Raw genomic sequence first — 22,846 nt, forward strand, 5'->3', positions numbered from 1 at the left:
CCTCTCCCCTCAGTCCTTTCCCGTTCGGGCTGAGCTTGTCGAAGCCCCGCTCTTCTTCTCCTAACGCACCGCCCAAAGTTAAGTACGGCCCTTCGACAGGCTCAGGGCGAACGGAATTGTTCATGTCGCTCCCTCACCAACCGCGCGCACCGGGCGTGGGTTGCCCTCATCATCGGCGAGGACGAAAACGAAGGTCCCCTTGCAGACGAGCTGGGTCGCTTCCCCATTTCGCTCGCGCGAAATGCCCTCAGCAGAGATGGTGATGGAGGTGTTCCCTTCACGCACAATCTCGCAATAGATGCTGAGTTCGTCGCCCAGCGCCATTGCGGCGGGGAAGGCAAAATCGCTTGCCGCAACGACATTGGCGCGGCCCTGCCCCACCCGGCTCGCGAGCGAGCCTGCGCCAAGCGCCATCTGGCTCATCAGCCAGCCGCCAAAAATCCCGTCATAGGGGTTGAGGTCGGTCGGCATCGCCGTAACGCGAATTTGGGGAGAGCGGTCAGGCATCTAACGCTGTCCTTCGCTCTGCAACTCGGCGAATATCGCGCTGCCGACAGTCTCGATGTCACTCAGGATATCATTGTTCCAGAAGCGCAAGATGCGAAATCCCTGTTCGCACAACCAGGCATCACGGACCTTATCCGCGTCACTCTCCGCATGGTGCGTCCCGTCTGCCTCGACGATCAGTCGTGCGCCGTAGCAAACGAAATCGACGATATAGTCCCCGATCTGCTCTTGCCGCTTGAACTTGGCGCTATTCATTCTTCCTGCGCGGAGGATTGACCAAAGCTTGCGTTCAGCTTCAGTCGGTTCACGCCGCATTCGCTTTGCCAAGGGCAAAAGGTTGCGCTTACCCCCTCTCCTTCCCACCGCTACGCGGCGGGCCCCTTCCTCTCCCGCAGGGGGAGAGGAATTCAAAGCGTCACTCCTCTCCGCTTGCCGGAGAGGATACGAAGACTTGCGAGCTTGCTCGCTAGTCGGAGTTGGAGAGGTCAAACCACCAGCCCCATCGGGTTCTCCACCAGCTGCTGGAAGGCCTGCATCAGCTGTGCACCGTCAGCGCCGTCGATCGCGCGGTGGTCGAAGCTGCCGGTGGCGCTCATCACGGTTGCAACCGATAGCGCGCCATCGACCACATGCGGCCGCTGCTCGCCCGCACCGACGGCAAGGATCATCGCTTGCGGCGGATTGATCACTGCATCGAACTGCTTGGTGCCGAACATGCCGAGGTTGGAGAGCGAGGCAGTGCCGCCCTGGAATTCATGCGGCTGCAGCTTGCCGTCGCGTGCCTTGCCAGCAAGTTCTTTCATCTCGGTGCTGATCTGCGCGAGGCCTTTGCGCCCTGCATCGCGGATAATCGGAGTAATCAGGCCCGAAGGCGCGGCGACCGCGACCGAGATATCCTCGCGGCTATATTGGAACAGCTCGTCGCCCTGGAAGCTGACATTGCACTTGGGCACGCGGTTCAGCGCGCGCGCCAGCGCCTTGATCAGCAGATCGTTGACCGACAGCTTGACTCCATCGGGTTCGAGCGAAGCATTGAGCTGGCTTCGTAGCTTGAGCAGCGCGTCGAGCCGCACGTCAACCGTGAGGTAGATATGCGGAATGGTCTGCTTCGCCTCGGTCAGGCGGCGTGCAATGACCTTGCGGACATTGTTGAGCTTTTCGGCGGTGTAAGGCGCATCGAGATCGCCGCCAAGCTGCGCCACGGGTTGTGGTGCGGATGGTGCAGGAGTTGCGGCTGCCGCTGCGGGTGCTGCGCCGGGCTGCGCACCCTCCACATCGGCCTTCACGATCCGGCCATTGGGGCCGCTGCCCTTCACCGCTGCAAGATCGATACCCTTCTGCTCGGCAATGCGCTTGGCAAGGGGAGATGCGATGACGCGATCGCCGGATGCGGCCGGCGCCGGGGCGGGCGTTGGTGCGGGAGCGGGAGCCGCGGCGGGCGAAGGTGCTGGTGACGGAGCAGCAACCGGTTCGGGCGCAGCTGCTGAAGCGGGAGCCGGTGCAGGCGCTGCCGCCGCCTCGCTCACATCCTCACCGTCTTCCGCCAGCATGGCGATGACGGTGCCGACCTTCACATTCTCGGTTCCCTCACCAACCATGATCGATGCGATGGTGCCTTCGTCGACCGCTTCGAATTCCATCGTCGCCTTGTCGGTTTCGATCTCGGCCATGATGTCGCCTGAAGAAACCGTGTCGCCTTCCTTGACGAGCCATCTGGCAAGCGTGCCCTCTTCCATGGTGGGTGAGAGTGCAGGCATCTTGATCTCAATCGGCATCTTGGGGAGGATTCCTTTTCGAGTGACGTAACGGAATGCCTCTGGCGGATTCAGCTCCGCGCGGCAAGGTTCTTGCGAAGAATACGATTTCAGCGGATACATCGCGCGGCTCTATGCAACGAGGCGGGGACTTTGCGTACATTCCTGGTAATCATGGACGAAACGAGGGAAGCGCGCTCCGCGCTTCGTTTCGCGTCGCGGCGCGCGGCGGCAGTGGACGGTGCTGTCCATCTGCTCGCACTGGTGCCTCAGCAGAATGTCAGCGCCTTCGGTGCGGTGCAGGCGACCATCGAGCAGGAGGCGCGCGACCGGGCGGAAATGCTGGCGCATGGCGCGGCGGGTAACCTGTTCAGTGAAAGCGGGATCATGCCGTCCATATCGGTCATGGTGGGCAGCGGTCCGAAGGTGATTAGCGAGTTCATGAAAGAGAACTCCCACGTCGCCGCGCTGGTGCTCGGCGCAGCGGAAGGCAACAATCCCGGTCCGCTCGTCACCCATTTCTCGGACAATGCGGGCAATCTTCCCTGCCCGCTTTATATCGTTCCCGAGAACTATGAAGAGGGCAAGGATCCGGTCTGAGGGCCCGCAACGGCGAAGGTTTCAGCGTTTGCGCCGTCCCTGATGGCGGATGTTGCCGGGCCGCCCGCGCCTGCCGGCCATGTATTTGCCCTTTTTGCGCGCCGGCTGGCGGTTTCCGCGCGGCTCGATCGCCGAGCCATCGGCATCGACCGGCACGAATTTGAGTGAACCGGTGAGTGGATTGGCTTCCGCCAGTTTGAGCTTGAGGCGGTCGCCCGCAGCATAGCGTGTGCCGCTATCCTCGCCGACCAGCGCCTGCGCCGCTTCCTCATAACGGAAGTGCTCGCGCCCCAGCGTCGAGACCGGCACCAGCCCATCGCCTCCCAGCCCCATGATGGTGGCGAAAAAGCCGAAGCCCTGTACGCCGGTGATGCGTGTGTCGAAGGTCTCTCCAACCCGGCCTGACAGCCATGCCGCGACGTATCGATCGATCGTGTCGCGCTCCGCCTCCATTGCACGGCGTTCGGTCTGGCTGATCGCATCGCTGACCTGCTGCAGGCTGTCGCGATCGCGATCGGACAGTCCGGTTTTCTCCGGCAGCTTGGCGTCACCCTTGGGCTGCGGTTGCTCCAGCCCATAGGCATCGACCAGCGCGCGATGCACCAGCAAGTCCGAATAGCGGCGGATGGGCGAAGTGAAATGCGCGTAGCTGCCCAGCGAAAGCCCGAAATGCCCGGCATTGGCAGGTCCGTAATAGGCTTGCATCTGGCTGCGCAGCACCGCCTCCATCACTTGCGCCCTTTCAGCGTCGTCAGTGATGTCTTTCAGCATGCGGTTGAACAGGCCGGGCGTCACGACCTGCCCCAACGAGAGTTTGCGGCCCATCGTGGCGAGATAATCGCGCAGAGCGATCAGCTTCTCGCGGCTCGGCGGTTCGTGCACGCGGTAAACCACGGGGGCGGTTTTCGCTTCCAGCGCCTTGGCCGCCGCGACATTGGCCGCGATCATGAAATCCTCGACCACGCGATGCGCATCGAGCCGTTCGCGCACCGCGATCTCGGCAATCTGGCCCTGCTCGTCCAGCACGACGCGCCGCTCGGGCAGTTCGAGTTCGAGCGGGTCGCGCGCCTCACGGGCCTTCGCTAGCAACCTCCACGCATCCCACAGGTGCTTGAGGTGCATGGGAGCCGTGCCTGCGTCCATCTGCGCCTGCGCGTCCTCATAGGCGATATTGTGTTCAATCCGCACAATTGCGCGCTTGAAATCCCAATGGGTGACCTTGCCTTCGCGCGATATGCGCATGTGGCAAACCATCGCCGCGCGATCCTCGCCCTGCTTCAGCGAGCAGACATCGGCCGAGAGAACCTCGGGCAGCATCGGCACGACACGGTCAGGGAAATAGACCGAATTGCCACGCTTCCTCGCTTCTCGGTCGAGCGCGCCTCCGGGGCGGACGTAATAGCTGACGTCTGCAATCGCGACGACTGCGTCATAGCCGCCTTCCTTGTCCGGCGAAGCCCAGATTGCGTCATCATGGTCGCGCGCATCGGCAGGGTCGATCGCGATGATCGGCAGGCCGCGAAGATCCTGGCGCTTCTCCTCGCTGAGCGGCAGAACAGCCGCGCGCCTGGCTTCCTCGATCACCTCGTCGGGGAAGACATGCGGGATACCGTGTTTGGCGATGGCAATGAGACTGAAGCTACGCGGTGCGAGCGGATCGCCCACAACTTCGATCACCTTCACGCCCGAACGTTCGGAACGGCCAATGCGCTCCGCCAGCACCAGTTGGCCTTCTTCGGCCTGACCGAGATCGGCAATCGGAGAGGAATTGCGGATCCGCTTGTCGACCGGCGCGAGCCAGGCCTTGCCGCTCCCATCCAGCTCGACCACGCCCATCAGCCCTTCGGTGCGTGCGGGCAGCTTCTTCATCGGATGCGCGATCCAGCCGCGATCGGTCTCTTCTGTACGCGACAGCACACGGTCGCCGCGCTTCAGGGCTGGCTGGCGCTTGCCACCCTTCCCCTTCATCTCTCGCATGGTCAGACGCGGAGGCTCGCCGGGCGCATCGGGCGACCAGTTTTCCGGCACGGCAATCGCTTCGCCATCCTCGATCTCGACCACGCGCAGCACAGTCACTTTCGGCACGCCGCCCATGCGGTGATAGGCGGTCTTCTTGCCGTCGATCAGCCCTTCCTCTGCCATGTCCTTGAGCAAGCGTTTGAGGGCGATCTTTTCCTGCCCCTTGAGGCCGAAAGCCTTGGCAATTTCACGCTTGCCAGCGGGCGTGTCAGAGCCCTGGAGGAATTCCAATAGCTGTTCGCGGGTCGGTAGCCCTTGAGGTTGCTTGGCCGCGCGCTTGGCCAATTCAATAGGCCTTGGCGATCAGGATCCGCTCTACCGCAGGAGCACCCGTGAAGATGCAGGTGCCTTCCGCCGGTTCCGAATCGCGCGGCACATTGCGGATCGTGAGCTTGTGCTCCTTGAGCGCATCGACCACCTTTTCCAGCGCTTCGCCAGTGGGCCTGGACCACTGCACTTCGATCCAGCCGGGGTTCTTGGCGTCCTCGCCATAGAAGGCAGCGACCTCGTCCATAGAGGTAACGCCGCGCTTGATATTGGCGTCGCGCCGCGCGCGCGCTTCGTCAAACAGCGACTGCTGAATATCTGCCAGAAGCTCGCCAATACCCGCCACGGCTTCGTCGCGCGGCGTGAAGGCGAAATTGGCCTTGCCATTGTCCATGTTCCACAGCCGGTCGCGGCGGATCATCGCCACCTTGCCTTCGGCCATGTCGCGCGGGCCGACTTCGAGGATCACCGGCGCGCCCTTGCGGACCCAGCCCCAGCGCTTTGCAGCGGCCTGGCCGGGCTTCTTGTCGAGCAATACCCGCAGCGGTTCACCCATGGAGGTCTGCGCCGCGAGCTGGCGATACAGTTCTTCGCAATAGGCCAGAACCTCGCCATCTTCGGGCTTGTCGCGCAGCATCGGCAGAATCACGACCTGATGCGGCGCGATCCGGGGCGGCACGCGCAGCCCGTCGTCATCGCCATGCGTCATGATGACGCCGCCAATCATGCGGGTGGAAGTGCCCCAGCTCGTCGTGTGGCAAAGCTGCTCCTTGCCTTCGCGATCCTGGTATTTGATGCCCGCTGCATGAGCAAAATTGGTGCCGAGATAATGCGAGGTACCAGCCTGCAAGGCCTTGCCATCCTGCATCATCGCTTCGATCGACCAGGTTTCGACCGCGCCGGGAAAGCGCTCGTTCTCGGGCTTTTCGCCGCAGACGACGGGCAGCGCCAGATCATCTTCGACGCAGGCGCGGTACATCTCGAGCGCGCGATGCGTCTCTTCGAGTGCGTCCTCGCGGCTCTCATGCGCTGTGTGCCCTTCCTGCCAAAGGAACTCGCTGGTGCGCAGGAACATGCGGGTGCGCATTTCCCAGCGCACGACATTGGCCCACTGGTTGGTCAGCAGCGGCAGATCGCGCCAGCTCTGGATCCAGCGAGACATGGCATCGCCAATGATCGTTTCGGAAGTCGGGCGCACCACCAGCGGCTCTTCCAGCTTCGCCTCGGGGTCGGGGATCAGTCCGCCCTTCCCGTCAGAGATCAGGCGGTGGTGCGTGACGACCGCCATTTCCTTGGCGAAGCCTTCGACATGCTCCGCCTCACGCTCGAAATTGGCGAGCGGGATGAAGATCGGGAAATAGCAATTCTGAACGCCGGCAGCCTTGATGCGGTCATCCATCAAGCGCTGGATGCGTTCCCAGATTCCATAGCCCCACGGCTTGATCACCATGCAGCCGCGTACGCCCGAATCCTCCGCCATGTCGGCGGCGGAAATGACCTCCTGATACCAGGCGGCGAAATCGTCTTCACGCTTGACCGAAAGGGCGTGGCGAATCTGAGACACGGTTATTGGCTTCCTGCTCTTGGGGACTATGCGAATCTACTATGGGTTCGGGCTGTGCCCGTTCGGCCTATTTGCCCAATTCGTCCAGTTTCTTCTGCATCGCGGCCATCTGCTCGCGCAGGGCGGCGATCTCTCCGTCTGACGATTCTTCCGACGGCTTGGCCTTCTTGGCCGCCGTGCCGGGCATGAAGACATCGGCTGCCGCGCGCATCATCGCCATGTTGGTTTCATGGATCTTGGCCAGCGGGGTGTTGCTGATACCCTTCTCGAATGCCTCACGAATTTTCGACTGATTCTCGCGAAAATTCTCCATGCTCGCTTCGAGGTAGGACGGCATCATAGCCTGCATGGAATTGCCATACATGCTGATAAGCTGCCGCAGGAAATTGACCGGCAGCATCTGCTCACCATTGGCCTCTTCGTCCATGATGATCTGCGTCAGGATCGAGTGGGTAATGTCGTCGCCCGTCTTCGCATCCAGGACCTGGAACTCGACATCGTCCCGGACCATGGCCGCCAGGTCTTCGAGTGTGATGTAGCTAGAGGTACTGGTGTTATATAGACGCCGGTTGGCGTATTTCTTGACGATAACCGGCCCGTCGCCCGCCGTGCTGTTCCTGCCCATGCCTGCTCCCGAAGTGGTCCGCGCACAATTTGCCGCGTTCCGATCACTTAGCACCTGCACAATGTGCAGCGCAACATAGCACTAACCCTGTTTCAGGCGTGTCCCAAGAACGGTCAGCAATTCATATTGCGACAGAGATGTTTGCCGCGCAGCATCGGGCAGCCAATAGGGTACGGTCAGCCAATCGCCTTCGCTAAGCTCAGGCGACTCGGTCAGGTCGACCACAATCATGTCCATCGAGACTTTGCCAAGCAGTGGCAATTGCTGGCCTGCATGCACCAATGCGCCCCCATTCCAGCAGCGCAGGAAGCCATCTGCATAACCGAGGGATACCACGCCCGCACGAACGCGTCGCTCAGCGGTGAATGTCGCGTTGTAACCCACGCTGTCGCCCGGCTGGAGATCGCGGATCTGGAGGATGGCCGCCTCCGGATGAGCGACCTGCCGGATTGTGCCGTCCAGTTCCGGGCGCGCGATGCCGCCATAGAGCGAGAGCCCCGGGCGCGTCAGATCAAACGCATAGTCCGTGCCCAGGCCGATACCCGCGCTGTTAGCCATGCTGAGCTTCTTGTGCGGGATCTGCGGTGTGACCTCATGAAAGCGGGCAAGCTGCTGCGCGTTCATGGGCACATCCTCGTCCGCGCAAGCGAGATGCGACATCAGAATATCGACTTCAAGCTGGCCGGCGAGCGGATCGCCACATTCGCTCACTGAAATGCCCAGTCGGTTGATCCCGGTATCGACCATCAGGTGACATGGCCCTCCCCCGCTTTCCAGCCAGAGCTTCGCCTGCTGCAGCGAGTTGATGACCGGAACCACCCCGGTCGCTCGCGCATAGGCTGCATCCTCAGCTTTGAGCGGGCCGTGAAGCACGGAAATCTGATCCGGCGCGACGTGGCGCATCACCGCCGCGACTTCGCTCCAATGGGCAACGAAGAATTGCTCTGCCCCCGCATCGCGCAAGACCGGGACGCAGGCCTCGACCCCCAGACCATAGCAATCTGCCTTGACCGCCGCGCCCGCCTGCGCCGCGCCCGACATCGCATCGAGCGCGCGCCAATTGCTCGCCAAGGCATCCTTATCGAGTCTGAGCCGCAAAGCAGGCGGCGGAGGATCAGCGGTCATGATTCATGGAGTGACGGGAGAAGCCGGAGGCGCATCGCCCGAATCCTCGAAATCCTGCGGTGGGCCATCCGGGATACCCCACCAGGCGACAAGTACGCCGAACGCAACCACGCCCCATGTGTACCACAGGCCCGAATAGATATTGCCTGTGCTCGCCACGATCACGCCGGCGATCAGCGGCAGGAACCCGCCGAGATAGCCCGCACCGATATGGTAGGGAATCGACATCGAGCTGTAGCGGATACGCGGCGGGAACATCTCCGAAAGCAGCGCAGCAACCGAGCCATAGGTCAGCGCCGAGAGCAGGCCCATCAGCAGCAGGAGAGCGACGATGCCCACCAGATTGGCGAAGGGCGGCGTGTGCCTGGCGAAATCGAAACCGACTGCGCTCAATTCGCTCTGGATTGCGTCGCGCCGCAAGGCCCCGTTATCCATCCAGGCAGGATCAACCGTCAGCTGATTGCCACCGACCGAAAGCGCCAGCGTGTCGGATGGTTCGACGCTGTAGGCTACGCCGCTGGAGGTAAGCGTTTCGAGGATCTTGCCGCAATCGCTCTGCTCGCGGTTGAACAGCGAGGCAAAGGGATCGGTGGAGCACTGCCGGCCGCTCACCACCACCGGATTGCTCTTTGCCGCTTCCGCCAGACCGGGATTTGCGAGGCTCCCCATCGCCCAGAAGGACGGGAACAACAACGCCAGCGTCAGGATCGCACCGATCATGATCGGCTTCTTGCGACCCACGCGATCAGACCACTTGCCGACGACGACATAGAAGGACATGGCGATCAGCCCCGCGACGAGCAGCAGCAGTTCCACCGTCAGCGGTTCAACCCGCATGTCCTTTTGCAGGAATGACAGGCTCGAGAAGAAAGCGCTGTACCAGATCGTCGTGAGGATGCCCGTCACCCCGAACAGCGCGACGAAGATGCGCTTCTTGTTGCCGGGATAGGTGAAGCTCTCGACGAAGGGGTTCTTCGCAGTCTCGCCCGCTTCCTTCATTGCCTGGAACACCGGGCTTTCAGACAGCTTCAGGCGCATCCACAGCGAGATGCCCAGCAACGCGACGGAAAGCAGGAACGGTATCCGCCAGCCCCACTCGGCGAAATCTTCCTCCGGGATCAGGCTACGGCACGCCAGCACCACGATGATCGACAGCACGAAGCCGCCGACAACGCTGGCCTGGATAAAGCCGGTGTAGAATCCGCGCTTCTCGGGCGGTGCATGTTCGGAAACATAGATCGCCGCACCGCCATATTCCCCGCCCAGAGCAAGGCCTTGCAATATGCGCAGCAGGATGACGATGGCCGGTGCCCAAAGCCCGATCGATGCTGCGCTGGGTACGAGCCCGACACCCGCTGTCGCAATGCCCATCACCGTTACGGTGACGAGGAAGGTATATTTGCGCCCCAGCCTGTCGCCCAGGAAGCCAAACAGGATCGCGCCCAGTGGCCTGAAACCGAACCCGATCGCAAATCCGGCCCAGACCAGCAGGATTTGCAGCGTTTCGTTGTCGCTAGGGAAGAAGGCCGCTCCGATCAGCGTGAAAAGCGTGCCGTAAATGAAGAAATCGTACCATTCGAATACCGTGCCCGCCGAACTTGCGGCGATGACAAGCCGGATTTCCTGATCGCTCGGCTCCCGCGCCATGTGCTTCGCAAGTTCTGACATCGACGCGCGGACCTCCCCTTAATCTTCGCCCAATCTCTAGCTGGTGGGCGTGACCTTGGAAAGCGCCTCTGCCGCAGCCTTCCACGGCAGCAGCAAGGCACCGTGCCGCCCGGCATAATCGCGTGCAGCCTCCAGCGCCGTGAATCCCGGCCATTGCGGCAATGCGCCTTCGCCTGCCAGCCAGTGCAGGATCTGCTCATACGTCTCGATGACTGTATGCGGCGCAGACCCGACTATCCCACGTGCCATGATCGCCGCCGAAGCCTGGCCTACAGCGCAGGCACTGACTTGCATGCCCACAGCATCCACCATGCCGCCACCTGCAGTGCTGAGGCCCAAGACGATCGTGCTACCGCAAGTCCGCGAACGCTCTTCCTGGCGCAGCGTCAGCCCGTCACTCAACGGATAGCTCGCGAGTTCGGTCGCCAGGCTCAGCAGTTCGGGGGAATAAAGCTTTCCGGCCGGGCCGGCACTCATTTCAATTCTTCCGCCTCTTTGCGAAGTTCCTCGCGCCGCTCGGCAATACGCTGAACCAGTTCACGCGAACTCGCATCGACAAAATCATAGGTTCGCGCACCGGAAATCCATGCCGGACGCCCCTTGACCCCCCACACTGTATCATATCCGAGCGCAAGGATCGAAAATGCGATGACTGTTATCAGCGCACCCTTGAGCGCGCCGAACCCGAAACCAAGGACGCGATCGATCGGCCCAAGGATCGAATTGCGCGACGCCTCGCCCACATTGTTGGCGATCACCTTCATTGCCGCATAAGGAATGAGCAGCAGGAGTGCGAAGGCCAGAATCGAGGTCGTCGGTTCAGTCTTGAGATAGTCCTCCAACGCCTCTGTCAGCGGCGCATGCAAGTAATAAATCGCGAAGGCCGCCAGTATCCAGGCAGCGACCGAGAGTACTTCCTGCACCAGCCCGCGCATAAAGCCGCCAACCGCCGCAATACCGACAATCGCTAAGACGATGATATCAAACACTGTCATGGACAAAGGCCGTTATTCCTTCGTCATCACCCGGTCAACGAGATTGCTGAGTTGACCGAGTCCAAAATATTCGAGCTTGGCCGAGCCGGGCTTGGCATCTGACGGCCCATACCCCTTGGCAAAGCCCAGTTTCGCGGCCTCGCGCAGGCGCAATCCCGCATGTGCAACCGGCCGCACTTCCCCGGCAAGCGAGACTTCCCCGAACCATGCGCTGTCGCGCGGCAGGGGCGTGTCTGCCAGTGCCGAAACCAGAGCCGCAGCGACCGCCAGGTCCGCCGCCGGATCGGACAGGCGATAACCGCCCGCAATGTTGAGATAGACCTCCGCCGAACTGAAATTGAGCCCGCAGCGCGATTCCAGCACCGCCAGAAGCATCGCCAGCCTGCTGCTGTCCCATCCGACCACCGCACGGCGCGGTGTCGCGCCCGATTGCAGCCGCACGATCAGCGCCTGAATCTCGACCAGCACAGGCCGAGTGCCTTCCAGCGCTGGGAACACAGCGCTGCCCGCCAGCGGCTGCTCGCGCCCGGAAAGGAACAGCATGGAAGGGTTGCTGACCTGCTCCAGCCCTTCATTGGCCATGGCGAAAACGCCAATCTCGTCCACTGCGCCAAAGCGGTTCTTGAGCGCGCGAAGGATGCGGTACTGATGGCTGCGCTCCCCCTCGAAGCTCATGACCACATCAACCATATGCTCGAGCACGCGGGGCCCGGCGATAGTCCCGTCCTTGGTCACATGGCCGACCAGTACCAGCGCGACGCCGTTCTCCTTGGCATAGCGGATCAGTTCGAAAGCACAGCCGCGCACCTGGCTGACCGTGCCGGGCGCGCCCTCGATCGTGTCCGAATGCATCGTCTGGATCGAATCGATCACCAGCAGGCTGGGCGGCTGCATCCCGCCGAGCGTGGTGAGAATATTGCGGACCGATGTTTCGGACGCCAGCCGGATCGGCGCATCGGCCAGCCCCAGCCTTGCCGCGCGCATCCGGACCTGCCCTGCCGCCTCTTCGCCGCTGACATAGACGACATCGCCGCCGGCGCGCGCAATGGTGGCCGCCGTTTGCAGCAGCAAGGTCGATTTGCCGATGCCCGGATCGCCGCCCATCAGCACGGCAGAACCCGGCACCAGACCGCCGCCAAGGGCGCGATCGAATTCGTCCAGCCCCGTGCCGCGCCGTTTCGGCAGCTCCGCCGGCTGGTTCAGCGCGACGAACTCGACCGCCCTGCCCCCGCTCGACAAATCATGCTTCTGCGAGAACACCGTCGCCGGAGCATCCTCCACCATAGTGTTCCACTCGGCACAATCGGGGCACTGCCCCTGCCAACGGTGGGTGACGCTGCCGCAAGCCTGGCAGACATAGCGTTTCTTGGTCTTCGCCATATGCCGCTCAATAGTAGGAACATAAATAGAACGCAATTGCCTTTGGCGTTAATTCGCTGCATCAGTGATCCATGCGCCAAAAGGAGCTCAGGATTGCACTCGTGTGCTATGGCGGCGTCAGCCTCGCCGTCTATATGCATGGCGTCACGAAAGAAATCTGGCACCTGGCGCGGGCCAGCCGAAGCTTCCATGAACCCGATACAGAGAAGGGCCTAGGGGCACATAGCGGTGTCGAAGCCGTCTATTTGCGCCTGATCGAGCGGATCGAGCAGCGCAGCAACCTGCGCGTCCGAATTCTTCCGGACATCCTGAGCGGCGCCAGCGCGGGCGGGATCAATGCCGTCTTTCTGGCGCAGGCGATCCATTCCGGGGATTCGCTCGATCCGCTGACCGATCTGTGGCTTGAGAAAGCCGATGTGGACCGGCTGGTTGCACCCGACGCGCGGCCGGTGTGGCGCTTCGCCAAGTTCTGGGCCCAACCCATCGCCGAATGGCTGTTGCGGCGGCCCGGCAATGTCGTGAGCGAGAGCGTCGCGCCTGCTACGCGGTCAGAGGTGCGGCGCAAGGTCTCCCACTTCATTCGCGGGCGCTGGTTCCAGCCGCCGTTCTCGGGCGACGGATTCTCGACCATGATCTACGACGCCTTCGAAGCGATGCGGGCCGGCAAAACCGGCGGGCCTCTCTTGCCGCCGCATCATCCGATCGACCTGTTCGTTACCGCGACGGATTTCCGCGGCTATCTGGAGCTGTTGCGGCTCAACAGCCCTCCGCTGGTCGAGGATAGCGAGCACCGCATGCCGATCAGCTTTTGCAGCCGCACGCCCGACTATTCGGGAAGCGACCTGGCCGACCGGCTCGAGCTGACGCTGGCAGCGCGCGCGACCGCCAGCTTCCCCGGCGCTTTCCCGCCGCTGCGACTGGAGGAGATCGATCGGCTGGCCGAGCGGCGCGATCACCTGTGGGAAGGCCGCGGGCAGTTTCTGCAGCGGATCATGCCGGTGCATTTTCGCTCAGGGCAGACCGACCACGTTTCGCTGATCGACGGGTCCGTGCTGGTCAATGCTCCCTTTGAAGGGGCGATCGACGCCTTGCAGGACAAGCCGGCCCAGCGCGAGGTTGACCGCCGCTTCGTCTATATCGACCCCCGACCGGACCGATTCGGCGCCAGGCGCGAGGATATCGAGCGGCCGGTCGGCTTTTTCGAGGCAATCTTCGGATCGGTCTCGATCATTCCGCGCGAACAACCGATCCGAGACAATCTGGAAGTGCTGGAGCAGCAGACGCGCGATGCCGAGCGGTTGCAACGCATGGTGTCCGGGATGCGCCCCGATATCGATGCCGCGGTCGAAAAGCTGTTCGGCATGACCTTCTTCCTCGACAAACCGACGCCCAAGCGTTTGCACAGCTGGCGCGCCAAGGCCCAGCAGGCGGCTGCCGAGCGGGCCGGCTATGCCTTCCAGGCCTATGCCCAGGCCAAATATACGGCGATCATCGAACATCTCGCGCGGTTGGTATTCAACGCCGCTCCGCAGCTCGGCTTTCCCGATAGCCAGCCGATCGAAGAAGTGCTGCGACAGGAGCTGGAGCGCCGCGGCCTGACCGCGCTTTCTTCTCCTTCAGGCGGCGCAAACGATCAGGCGATCGCATTCTTCCGCGCGCATGACACCGGCTTCAGGCTGCGGCGGCTTCGGTTGCTCGCAAGAAGGCTGGCCCGCGATTGGGAGGAGCATCCCAATTTTTCCGACGAAGCGCTCGATATCGCGCGCGATGCGGTTTACGAAATCCTCGCGGTCTACTTCGGGCGCGAGAACAAGCAGTCGCTGCAAGGCGACTTTCAAGAGCTTGCGGCCAATGTGATGGGTGATCCGGGCGCGGTGCTCGATCACCTCGCCAGAACCCGCCTGCTTCCCGAGACGGATCAGCAGGCTGAGCAAATGCTGGCCGAAGCGCTCGAGAAGATGCCGAAGGAGCTGAGGCGGCGAGTGCTGCTCACCTATCTCGGCTTTCCGTTCTACGATGTCGCAACATTTGCCTTGCTGCGGAACGAGGGGCTGACGGAATACAATCCGATCAAGGTCGATCGCATTTCGCCCGACGATGCGCGCTCGATCCGCGAAGGCGGCGCGGCCGCAACCCTGCGCGGGACCGAGTTCTACAATTTCGGCGCTTTCTTCAGCCGCGCCTATAGAGAGAACGACTATCTGTGGGGCAGGCTGCACGGCGCAGAACGAATGATCGATCTGGTCTGTTCCACCCTCGACGATGAAGTGCCCGAAGGCGAATGCCGCCGGTTCAAGCGCGAAGCATTCCTGGCAATCCTCGACGAAGAGACAGAAGCAGGGCGGTGCCGAACCCGCCTGCTCGATCAAATCCGCGCAGAGGTCGAGGAACGGCTACCGAGCCAGACAGCTCCGGCACCAGTGCAGGAAAACACCGCCGAAAGCGGCTGAATCGCCTAGCCTCCGAAAGCGTCCTTGAGCTTGTCAAAGAAGCCACGGCTTTCGGGGCATTCCTCGCCGGTCTCCGTCTCGCGGAACTCCTGCAGGATTTCCTTCTGCTTCTTGGAGAGCTTCGTCGGGGTTTCGACCGCGATTTCCACCACCAGATCGCCACGCCCGCGCCCTTGCAGCACCGGCATACCGGCGCCGCGCACGCGCAATTGCTTGCCTGACTGGATGCCTGCGGGAATCTCGACCGTGTTGGTCTCACCCCCCAGGTCGGGAATCTCCACGCAACCGCCAAGCGCGGCCGTGGTGAAGCTGACCGGGATGCGCGTCGCCAGCGTGGTTCCTTCGCGCTGGAACACCGCGTGAGGCCGCACATGGACGAAGATGTAGAGATCGCCCGAGGGGGCGCCACGGGGGCCTGCTTCGCCCTTGCCCGACAATCGGATGCGCGTGCCGGTATCGACACCCGAAGGAATCTCGACCTCAAGCGTCTGCGGCTTGTCGACCCGACCTTCGCCGCGGCATTCGCTGCAAGGGTCCTCGATCACCACACCCCTGCCGTGGCAGGTGGGGCATGGCCGCTCAACCACGAAGAAGCCCTGCTTGGCGCGGACCTTGCCGTGGCCGCCACACAGATTGCAATCGCGCTCGCCGGTGCCCGGAGTTGCTCCTGAGCCGTCGCATGTCTCGCATGGCCGCGAGACTTCGATCTCGATTTCCGCCGCCTTGCCATGGAACGCTTCGTCGAGCGTCACTTCCATGTCGTAGCGCAGATCGGCGCCGCGGCGTGGCTGTTGCCGCCCGCCTGCCCCGCCACCGAAGGCCTGGCCGAAGATGGTCTCGAAAATATCGCCGATATCACCGAAGTCGCCGCCTGCGTGGCCGCCGCCGAAGCCGCCGCCATTCCCCATGCCTTGCTTGAAGGCATCATGGCCAAAGCGATCATAGGCTGCACGCTTTTGTGGATCCTTGAGGCAATCATAGGCCTCGCTGATCGCCTTGAACTTGGCTTCGTTGTCCTTGCACCCCTGATTGCGGTCAGGATGATGCTTCATCGCCAGCTTGCGATAGGCGCTCTTGATCGTCGCCCCATCGGCATCGCGTGCGACGTCGAGCAATTGGTAATAATCTATTTCAGCTGCAGACATAATGACCCCGCCTGAACACTAACCGCCACCAGCAGCAAATGCACTGGTGGCGGTCAGGTTTTTCATCAGGACATCAGCCCTTGTTGTCTTCGTCGACCTCGGAGAACTCGGCGTCGACGACTTCCTCGTCGTCCGAGCCCGCTGAGGCGTCGGCATCGCCTGCATCACCGGAGGCGGCAGCAGCGGCCTGTTCCTTTTCGTAGATCTGCTGGCCCATCTTCATGGCCGCTTCGGTCAGCGCCTGAGCCTTGGAATTGATCGCGTCGACATCTTCGCCTTCGAGCGCGGTCTTGGCCTCTGCCAATGCCGCTTCGACGGCGGACTTGGTGTCCGCATCGACCTTGTCGCCATGCTCTTCGAGCTGTTTTTCGGTCGCGTGGACCAGGCTGTCGGCCTGATTGCGCGCTTCTGCAGACTCACGCCGCTTCTTGTCCTCTTCGGCGAACTTCTCGGCATCCTGGACCATCTGGTCGATATCCGTTTCCGAGAGACCGCCAGAGGCCTGGATCTTGATCTGCTGTTCCTTGCCGGTACCCTTGTCCTTCGCGGTCACGTGCACGATGCCATTGGCGTCGATGTCGAAGGTGACTTCGATCTGCGGCACGCCGCGCGGAGCAGCCGGGATGCCGACCAGGTCGAACTGGCCGAGCAGCTTGTTGTCCGCCGCCATTTCGCGCTCGCCCTGGAACACGCGGATAGTCACCGCATTCTGGTTGTCCTCGGCAGTCGAATAGGTCTGCGTCTTCTTGGTCGGGATCGTCGTGTTGCGATCGATCATGCGGGTGAAGACACCGCCCAAAGTCTCGATGCCGAGCGACAGCGGAGTGACGTCGAGCAGGAGCACGTCCTTGACGTCGCCCTGCAGCACGCCGGCCTGGATCGCAGCGCCCATGGCCACGACTTCATCGGGGTTCACGCCGGTATGCGGTTTGGAACCGAAGAAGCCTTCGACCACTTCGCGCACCTTGGGCATACGGGTCATGCCGCCAACCAGGATCACTTCGTCGATCCCGTCCTTCGAAACGCCGGCGTCGGCCAGCGCCTTCTTGCAGGGATCGAGCGTGCGCTGGATCAGATTGCCGACCAGCTTCTCGAGGTCAGCGCGGCTGATGTTTTCGACCAGGTGCAGCGGAGTGGAGCTGCCGCCTTCCATACGCGCGGTAATGAAGGGCAGGTTCACTTCGGTGGTCTGGCTGCTGGAAAGCTCGATTTTGGCCTTTTCGGCAGCTTCCTTGAGACGCTGGAGCGCAAGCTTGTCCTTGCGCAGGTCCATGTTCTCTTTCTTCTCGAACTGGTCGGCAAGATATTCGACGATCGCACTGTCGAAGTCTTCACCGCCCAGGAAGGTGTCGCCATTGGTCGACTTCACTTCGAACACGCCATCGCCAATCTCGAGGATCGAGATGTCGAAGGTACCGCCACCAAGGTCATAAACGGCGATGGTCTTGCCATCGTCCTTGTCGAGACCATAGGCGAGCGCCGCAGCGGTCGGCTCGTTGATGATGCGCAGCACTTCAAGGCCCGCGATCTGGCCGGCATCCTTGGTCGCCTGGCGCTGCGCGTCGTTGAAGTAGGCAGGAACGGTGATGACGGCCTGCTTCACGTCTTCGCCAAGATAGCTCTCGGCGGTTTCCTTCATCTTCTGCAGGATGAAGGCGGAAACCTGGCTGGGCGAGTAGTCTTCGCCACCTGCTTCGACCCAGGCATCGCCATTCTTGCCCTTGACGATATCGTAGGGGACGAGGTCCATGTCCTTCTTGGTCATGGGATCATCAAAACGGCGCCCGATCAGGCGCTTGATCGCGAACAGCGTGTTGTCCGGGTTGGTGACCGCCTGGCGCTTGGCCGGCTGGCCGATCAGCCGCTCACCGTCCTTGGTGAAGGCGACGATCGAAGGCGTCGTACGCGCACCTTCCGAATTCTCGATAACCTTGGGCTTGCCCCCATCCATCACGGCAACGCACGAATTGGTGGTGCCGAGGTCGATACCGATTACTTTGGCCATGGATTCCCCATTCCTTCTCAAATAGTTGGACGCCGCATCTTTGGTTCCCCAAACAAGGCAGAACCTGTCGGCAGCTCGATTACTCGTGCGATATAGGTGCGGTTTTGCTTGGCACAAGGGACCTGCCGCACTAGTTTTCAATCAGTTTCGTTGGGGGAGAATTGGATATGAAACTGAAACACATAGCGGCAGCCATGGTGTTCGCTTCCAGTTTTGGGCTGGCCGCATGTGGCGGCGGCACGGAGCAGGCGGAGCAGGCCGAACCGGCCAGCGTTCCAGGCTTGAGCGTGACCAATGCACGCATGGTTCTCAACCCGGTGAAGGGCAATCCGGCCGCGGTCTATTTCGACCTGGCCTATGATGGCGACCGCGGCTTGACGATCCGCAAGGCTCAAGTCGCCGACGCGAAAAGCGCGATGCTGCACGATTACGGCGAGTACAATTACGAAACGCAGATGATGGAAGCGCTGCCGATCGGCATCAAGAAGGGCGACAAGCTCTCCTTCGAACCGGGCGGCAAGCATGTCATGGCGTTCGACGTTTCTCCTGAAATCGAGCCTGGATCGACCACTGAGGTTACGCTGACCGTTTCTGGCGGCGGCACCTACAGCTTCCCGGCCGAAGTTCGGGCCGCCGGGGAAGACCGCTGACGGGCGATCTCGCTGAACTGACATTCGATACGGCCGCTCAGCCATGCCAGGTGGGCGGAGAGCGGCCGCTCACCCCTGGAGAGATTGCGCTTGCGCGCACGATCTTTGGCGTCGCAATCGATTATGCCGAAGTGCGTATCAGGCGGCGCAAATGGTTCCCGTTCCAGCCGCGCAAGGTCACGATGGCCCCCACCGGCCATTTGTATTTCCATCCATCTGGCAATGCCTATTGCGACGACTTTTCGACGCAGGATTTGCACCGCCAGGGCTTGCTCATTCACGAGCTGGTGCATGTGTGGCAGGCTCAGACGCGCGGCTGGTGGTACCTGCCGCTTGTTGGCGCCTTCTCGCGTCGCTATGACTATACGCTCAAGCCAGGATGGCCGCTGACCCGCTACGGGATCGAACAGCAGGCCGAGATCGTGAAACACGCATTCTGGCTGCGCAGGGGCATGCGAATTCCCGGCGCAGGTGACTTGCGGGCCTATGATCTGCTAGTCAATTTCCCGGGAGCAACGGGATGACGCTGAAGAACTGGACAGTCCGGCCATTTCGCCCGTCTGACGGGCCGGCATTCGCCGCGCTCAACCGGCGCTGGATCGAGGAGCTGTTCGCGCTGGAAGAGAAGGACCGGCAGCAACTCGAAGAGCCCCAGACGACCATCCTCGACAAGGGAGGCTTCATCGCCATGGCCGACCTCGATGGCTGGGTGATCGGGACAGGTGCCATCCTGCCAGCCACCCATGCGCCCGATGACGGCAATCGCTGGATGGAAGTGGTCAAGATGACGACCGATCTTGCCGCGCAGAGGAGCGGCGTGGGCACCGCAATCCTGCAACAATTGATCGATTTCGCCCGCGAACGAGATGCAAACGCGGTCTGGCTGGAAACCAATTCCACGCTCGCGGCAGCAACGGCGCTGTATGAAAAGTTCGGCTTCCGGCAACTTGACGATTCCGAACTCTGGCAGACACCCTATGACCGCTGCAATTTACAGATGGTTCTGCACCTTTGACCCGCGCCTGCGAAGGATTTCCACCGCAGCGGCTTGAGCAATTCAGTTTCAATTGATACCAAACGGCAGTCCGGGCGGCCAAACCCGCGCCCGGCGCAGAGTCACTCAAATGGAGATCAAGGACTACGGACTGTCGCGCGAGCGCGGCTTCCTTTCGCAATACGAAATCGACGAAATAACGCTGGATGGCAGGTTTGCGCCCATTATCGAGGCCGCCGAAACGCTTTCCGGCCTACTGACCACCGGGCGGGTTCGCCACTGGCTCGACGCCCTGCCGGATCCGCAGTTAGAGGAATGGGCCCGCGAAGCTCCTGAGCAAGAAGTCCGCACCGCAATGGTGCATTATTCATTCCTGGTGCAGGCCTATGTCTGGGGCGAACCCGATGCACCGGCCCACCTCCCTGCCAATCTCGCGCGCCCGATCGTGGCGCTTGCGGACCGCTTGGGACAGGCACCGCTGCTGCCTTACTCCGGCTATGTGCTCGACAATTGGTACCGGCTCGACAAGGGCGGCCCGATCGCGCTCGACAATGTGGTGATGCACCAGAACTTCCTCGGCGGCACGGACGAAAACTGGTTCGTCCTGATCCATGTCGCGATCGAAGCCGAAGCGGGCGTATTGCTCGACAATGCCGCAAGGCTGGTGACGGTGGCGCAGCAGGGCGACGAGGCCGAGGCCGAGCGCCTGCTGGTCGAAATGGATCAGGCCTGGGAACGGATCTACGGCCATTTCGCGCGCATGCCCGAGCGCTGCGATCCCTATATCTACTTCCAGCGCGTCCGCCCCTATATCCACGGCTGGGCCAACAATCCGGCGTTCCCGGCGGGCGGGCTGGTTTACGAAGGTGTCGAGAAGTTCGCCGGCAAGCCGAAGGCCTTCCGCGGGCAGACCGGATCGCAATCCTCCATCGTCCCCGCAATGGACGCGCTATTCCAGGTCGGACATAGCGACGATCCGCTCAAGAGCTTCCTCGACGAGCTGCATCATTATCGCCCGGTCCAGCACCGCAGATTCATCGAAGATCTGGCGGCGCAATCGAGCTTGCGCAGTTTCGTCGAACACTCTGCCTCATCAAGCCTCAAGGAAGCCTTCAATGCCTGCCTGCAGCAGTCTGCGCGCTTCCGCACACGGCACCTTGAATATGCGGCGAGCTATATCAACAAGCAGATGGCGACCGGAGCTGGCAACGATCCCGATGTCGGGACCGGCGGCACGCCCTTCATGAAATATCTCAAGAAGCATCGCGACGAGAACCGCGACCAAGTTGTTTCCTGAACAATCGAAAGGGCGCGCGTGGCCGGCGCGCGCCCGCACCAGCTTCACTCGTATTTCACGCCCTCGAGCCCCTGCCCGCCATCCGCGATGAATGCGTCAATCCGCTCCTCAAGCACCGACAGCGGGACGGATCCAAGCGACAGAACCACATCGTGGAACCTGCGGATATCGAACTTCTCGCCCAGCGCCTTCTCAGCCTTGGCGCGCACGCGCCGCAAGGTCATTTCGCCCAACTTGTAGGCAAGCGCCTGCCCCGGCCAGCTGATGTAGCGGTCAACCTCGGTATTGACCTCGTGCTCGGATAGGGCCGTGCGCGATGCGAGATAGTCCACCGCCCGCTCGCGGCTCCAGCCATAGTGATGGATGCCTGTATCGATCACCAGCCGCACCGCTCGCCACATCTCGTAGCTGAGCTGTCCGAAACGCTCATAGGGTGTGCGATAGATCCCCATCTCATTGCCTAGATATTCGGTGTAGAGCCCCCAGCCCTCGCCGAAGCCGCTGAAGTAGGTCTGACGACGGAATTTGCTCGCCTCCGGCTGTTCGAGCCCGACACCCATCTGGAAGCTGTGGCCCGGAATGCATTCGTGCAGCGTCAGCGCGGGGATATTGTAGATCGGGCGCGATGGCAGGTCGTAAGTGTTGATCTGGCAGGCATCGAGCCCGCCGCGCCCTGCGGTGTAGAAAGGCGCGATCGCCGGATCGACGGGGCGTATGGTGAAGCGGTGGCGTGGCAGGAAGCCGAAATAGTCCGCGATCACACCATCGACGCGCTTTGCGACATAGGCCGAAACGCCCATCAACTCGTCTGGCGTCTTCGCCACGAATTGCGGATCAGTGCGCAGGAAGTGGACGAACTCCTTGAGCGTGCCGTCAAAACCGGCTTCCGCCTTGACCTTCTCCATCTCGGCAGTGATCCGCGCGACTTCATCGAGCCCGATCTGGTGGATCTGCTCCGCTGTCAGCTCGAGCGTCGTGTATTGCCTGATCTGCTGCTGATAGTAGGCCTTGCCGTCCGGCATCGCCTCCGCCGCCAGCGTCCGGCGCGTATTGGGCAGATATTCGTCACGGAAGAAGGCAAGGAATTTACGATAGGCGGGCGTCACCGCTTCATTGATTGCTGCACGCCCTTCGCGCGTCAGCCGCTCCTTGTCCTCTTTGGAAAACCGCTCGGGCATGTCCGCGAAGGGCATCCAGAACGGACTGTCCTCCGCCTTGCCGGTGACATAGGCCGCGAGTGAGGCGTCGCGGCCCTCAAGCGTCACCCGCGGAACGGAAAATCCGCGCTTCAGCCCAGCGCGGGCATTGGCGGTCTCTTCGGCGAAATAGCGCGGGATGTCGCGCATCCGGCCGATGTAGCGCTCGTACTCTTCGACCGTCTGGAAAGCGCTACGCCCGGCAAGATAGCTCCAGAAATTGTTATCCGAATCGAACGGCATTTCCCATTCGCGGAATTGAATGTCGCCGATCTCTTCCTGAAGCAGCGTTCGCAAGACCGCCGCATCGACCTTGGACGAATCCGACAGCGAGGCCGCGTCCAGGGCCTCGACCCTGGCCAGCATTGCCTTCGCGTAATCCGCCCGCGCACGATAGGCTTCCGGCGTCACCGACCACAAGCGGTCGCCCGGCTCGGTGCTGCCGTCAGGCTCCTCGACCTGGTTATATTCACCAACCTGATAGGCGTAATACTCGTCTGCCAGCGCGGCGAGGCGATCGTCCGCACCATCCTCGGCATGGAGCGGCGAGACGATCGCGGTCAGCACAAGGCCCGCCGCTCCGAGAAGTGCAGACCTCATGCGCC

Annotated in this window: 20 protein-coding genes; 6 read left to right on the forward strand and 14 right to left on the reverse strand. The window is 62.0% G+C overall.

Annotated features, from left to right (window positions below; genetic code table 11):
- Positions 1-120: 120 nt before the first annotated feature.
- From ACQY6C_RS07400 to ACQY6C_RS07410, 3 genes are all read right to left on the reverse strand, one after another.
- Positions 121-507 (reverse strand): acyl-CoA thioesterase, encoded by a 387-nt coding sequence (locus ACQY6C_RS07400; protein WP_427966912.1) that lies wholly within the window; start codon positions 505-507, stop codon positions 121-123.
- Positions 508-870 carry an endonuclease domain-containing protein gene (locus tag ACQY6C_RS07405; RefSeq protein ID WP_427966993.1) on the reverse strand — a complete coding sequence of 121 codons (363 nt, stop codon included), beginning with the start codon at positions 868-870 and terminating at the stop codon, positions 508-510.
- 122 nt (positions 871-992) lie between these two features.
- The gene (locus ACQY6C_RS07410; RefSeq protein ID WP_427966915.1) at positions 993-2,282 is read right to left on the reverse strand and encodes a pyruvate dehydrogenase complex dihydrolipoamide acetyltransferase; all 1,290 of its coding nucleotides are present in this window, start codon (positions 2,280-2,282) and stop codon (positions 993-995) included.
- 132 nt (positions 2,283-2,414) lie between these two features.
- Here ACQY6C_RS07410 and ACQY6C_RS07415 point away from each other — a divergent pair, with 132 nt between their 5' ends.
- A complete protein-coding gene (locus tag ACQY6C_RS07415) occupies positions 2,415-2,861 on the forward strand; it encodes a universal stress protein (protein ID WP_427966917.1) in 447 nt (148 codons plus the stop codon).
- 21 nt (positions 2,862-2,882) lie between these two features.
- Here the strand turns inward: ACQY6C_RS07415 and rnr are convergent, their stop codons facing one another.
- The 8 genes from rnr to radA all read right to left on the reverse strand — a co-directional run bounded on the left by rnr (position 2,883) and on the right by radA (position 12,504).
- Positions 2,883-5,165, reverse strand: coding sequence for a ribonuclease R (rnr, locus tag ACQY6C_RS07420; protein ID WP_427966920.1), 2,283 nt, complete (start codon positions 5,163-5,165; stop codon positions 2,883-2,885).
- A 1-nt stretch (position 5,166) separates the two neighbouring features.
- Complete coding sequence (gene proS / locus ACQY6C_RS07425; protein WP_427966923.1) at positions 5,167-6,711, reverse strand: proline--tRNA ligase; 1,545 nt, start codon at positions 6,709-6,711, stop codon at positions 5,167-5,169.
- A gap of 67 nt (positions 6,712-6,778) precedes the next feature.
- Positions 6,779-7,336: a polyhydroxyalkanoate synthesis repressor PhaR gene (gene phaR, locus ACQY6C_RS07430; protein WP_427966926.1), complete on the reverse strand. Its 558-nt coding sequence runs from the start codon at positions 7,334-7,336 to the stop codon at positions 6,779-6,781.
- A gap of 81 nt (positions 7,337-7,417) precedes the next feature.
- On the reverse strand, positions 7,418-8,461 hold the full coding sequence (gene alr / locus ACQY6C_RS07435) for an alanine racemase (RefSeq protein ID WP_427966927.1): 1,044 nt from the start codon (positions 8,459-8,461) through the stop codon (positions 7,418-7,420).
- A gap of 3 nt (positions 8,462-8,464) precedes the next feature.
- Positions 8,465-10,129 (reverse strand): MFS transporter, encoded by a 1,665-nt coding sequence (locus tag ACQY6C_RS07440; protein ID WP_427966930.1) that lies wholly within the window; start codon positions 10,127-10,129, stop codon positions 8,465-8,467.
- 36 nt (positions 10,130-10,165) lie between these two features.
- Positions 10,166-10,606 carry an iron-sulfur cluster assembly scaffold protein gene (locus ACQY6C_RS07445; protein ID WP_427966933.1) on the reverse strand — a complete coding sequence of 147 codons (441 nt, stop codon included), beginning with the start codon at positions 10,604-10,606 and terminating at the stop codon, positions 10,166-10,168.
- Positions 10,603-11,124, reverse strand: coding sequence for a CvpA family protein (locus ACQY6C_RS07450; RefSeq protein WP_427966935.1), 522 nt, complete (start codon positions 11,122-11,124; stop codon positions 10,603-10,605). The genes ACQY6C_RS07445 and ACQY6C_RS07450 overlap by 4 nt, the downstream gene beginning before the upstream one ends.
- Before the next feature lie 12 nt (positions 11,125-11,136).
- Positions 11,137-12,504: a DNA repair protein RadA gene (gene radA / locus ACQY6C_RS07455; RefSeq protein WP_427966937.1), complete on the reverse strand. Its 1,368-nt coding sequence runs from the start codon at positions 12,502-12,504 to the stop codon at positions 11,137-11,139.
- Positions 12,505-12,575: 71 nt separating this feature from the next.
- Between radA and ACQY6C_RS07460 the strand changes: the two genes are divergently transcribed.
- The gene (locus ACQY6C_RS07460) at positions 12,576-14,954 is read left to right on the forward strand and encodes a patatin-like protein (RefSeq protein ID WP_427966939.1); all 2,379 of its coding nucleotides are present in this window, start codon (positions 12,576-12,578) and stop codon (positions 14,952-14,954) included.
- Positions 14,955-14,959: 5 nt separating this feature from the next.
- Here ACQY6C_RS07460 and dnaJ read toward each other — a convergent pair whose 3' ends face one another.
- Entirely contained in the window at positions 14,960-16,099 is a 1,140-nt protein-coding gene (gene dnaJ, locus ACQY6C_RS07465; RefSeq protein ID WP_427966942.1) for a molecular chaperone DnaJ, read from the reverse strand.
- 73 nt (positions 16,100-16,172) lie between these two features.
- Positions 16,173-18,104 carry a molecular chaperone DnaK gene (gene dnaK / locus ACQY6C_RS07470; protein ID WP_427966945.1) on the reverse strand — a complete coding sequence of 644 codons (1,932 nt, stop codon included), beginning with the start codon at positions 18,102-18,104 and terminating at the stop codon, positions 16,173-16,175.
- Between the two features lie 167 nt (positions 18,105-18,271).
- Between dnaK and ACQY6C_RS07475 the strand changes: the two genes are divergently transcribed.
- The 4 genes from ACQY6C_RS07475 (at position 18,272) to ACQY6C_RS07490 (ending at position 21,045) form a co-directional block, all read left to right on the forward strand.
- Entirely contained in the window at positions 18,272-18,754 is a 483-nt protein-coding gene (locus ACQY6C_RS07475) for a copper chaperone PCu(A)C (RefSeq protein ID WP_427966948.1), read from the forward strand.
- 50 nt (positions 18,755-18,804) lie between these two features.
- Complete coding sequence (locus ACQY6C_RS07480; RefSeq protein WP_427966951.1) at positions 18,805-19,278, forward strand: vgr related protein; 474 nt, start codon at positions 18,805-18,807, stop codon at positions 19,276-19,278.
- Positions 19,275-19,769, forward strand: coding sequence for a GNAT family N-acetyltransferase (locus tag ACQY6C_RS07485; protein WP_427966953.1), 495 nt, complete (start codon positions 19,275-19,277; stop codon positions 19,767-19,769). The genes ACQY6C_RS07480 and ACQY6C_RS07485 overlap by 4 nt, the downstream gene beginning before the upstream one ends.
- Before the next feature lie 109 nt (positions 19,770-19,878).
- Positions 19,879-21,045 (forward strand): indoleamine 2,3-dioxygenase, encoded by a 1,167-nt coding sequence (locus ACQY6C_RS07490; protein ID WP_427966956.1) that lies wholly within the window; start codon positions 19,879-19,881, stop codon positions 21,043-21,045.
- Positions 21,046-21,089: 44 nt separating this feature from the next.
- Here ACQY6C_RS07490 and ACQY6C_RS07495 read toward each other — a convergent pair whose 3' ends face one another.
- The gene (locus ACQY6C_RS07495) at positions 21,090-22,841 is read right to left on the reverse strand and encodes a DUF885 domain-containing protein (protein WP_427966959.1); all 1,752 of its coding nucleotides are present in this window, start codon (positions 22,839-22,841) and stop codon (positions 21,090-21,092) included.
- Positions 22,842-22,846 lie beyond the last annotated feature (5 nt).

Origin of the sequence: Altererythrobacter sp., from assembly GCF_050299635.1 — a bacterium.
Classification (GTDB): Bacteria; Pseudomonadota; Alphaproteobacteria; order Sphingomonadales; family Sphingomonadaceae; genus Erythrobacter.

Coding starts and splice junctions, on each gene's coding strand:
- dnaK (WP_427966945.1), bottom strand. CDS start 18,104: ATGGCCAAAGTAATCGGTATCGACCTCGGCACCACCAATTCGTGCGTT.
- ACQY6C_RS07495 (WP_427966959.1), bottom strand. CDS start 22,841: ATGAGGTCTGCACTTCTCGGAGCGGCGGGCCTTGTGCTGACCGCGATC.
- phaR (WP_427966926.1), bottom strand. CDS start 7,336: ATGGGCAGGAACAGCACGGCGGGCGACGGGCCGGTTATCGTCAAGAAA.
- ACQY6C_RS07440 (WP_427966930.1), bottom strand. CDS start 10,129: ATGTCAGAACTTGCGAAGCACATGGCGCGGGAGCCGAGCGATCAGGAA.
- ACQY6C_RS07485 (WP_427966953.1), top strand. CDS start 19,275: ATGACGCTGAAGAACTGGACAGTCCGGCCATTTCGCCCGTCTGACGGG.
- dnaJ (WP_427966942.1), bottom strand. CDS start 16,099: ATGTCTGCAGCTGAAATAGATTATTACCAATTGCTCGACGTCGCACGC.
- ACQY6C_RS07445 (WP_427966933.1), bottom strand. CDS start 10,606: ATGAGTGCCGGCCCGGCCGGAAAGCTTTATTCCCCCGAACTGCTGAGC.
- alr (WP_427966927.1), bottom strand. CDS start 8,461: ATGACCGCTGATCCTCCGCCGCCTGCTTTGCGGCTCAGACTCGATAAG.
- ACQY6C_RS07475 (WP_427966948.1), top strand. CDS start 18,272: ATGAAACTGAAACACATAGCGGCAGCCATGGTGTTCGCTTCCAGTTTT.
- ACQY6C_RS07460 (WP_427966939.1), top strand. CDS start 12,576: ATGCGCCAAAAGGAGCTCAGGATTGCACTCGTGTGCTATGGCGGCGTC.
- ACQY6C_RS07450 (WP_427966935.1), bottom strand. CDS start 11,124: ATGACAGTGTTTGATATCATCGTCTTAGCGATTGTCGGTATTGCGGCG.
- ACQY6C_RS07410 (WP_427966915.1), bottom strand. CDS start 2,282: ATGCCGATTGAGATCAAGATGCCTGCACTCTCACCCACCATGGAAGAG.
- ACQY6C_RS07490 (WP_427966956.1), top strand. CDS start 19,879: ATGGAGATCAAGGACTACGGACTGTCGCGCGAGCGCGGCTTCCTTTCG.
- ACQY6C_RS07400 (WP_427966912.1), bottom strand. CDS start 507: ATGCCTGACCGCTCTCCCCAAATTCGCGTTACGGCGATGCCGACCGAC.
- radA (WP_427966937.1), bottom strand. CDS start 12,504: ATGGCGAAGACCAAGAAACGCTATGTCTGCCAGGCTTGCGGCAGCGTC.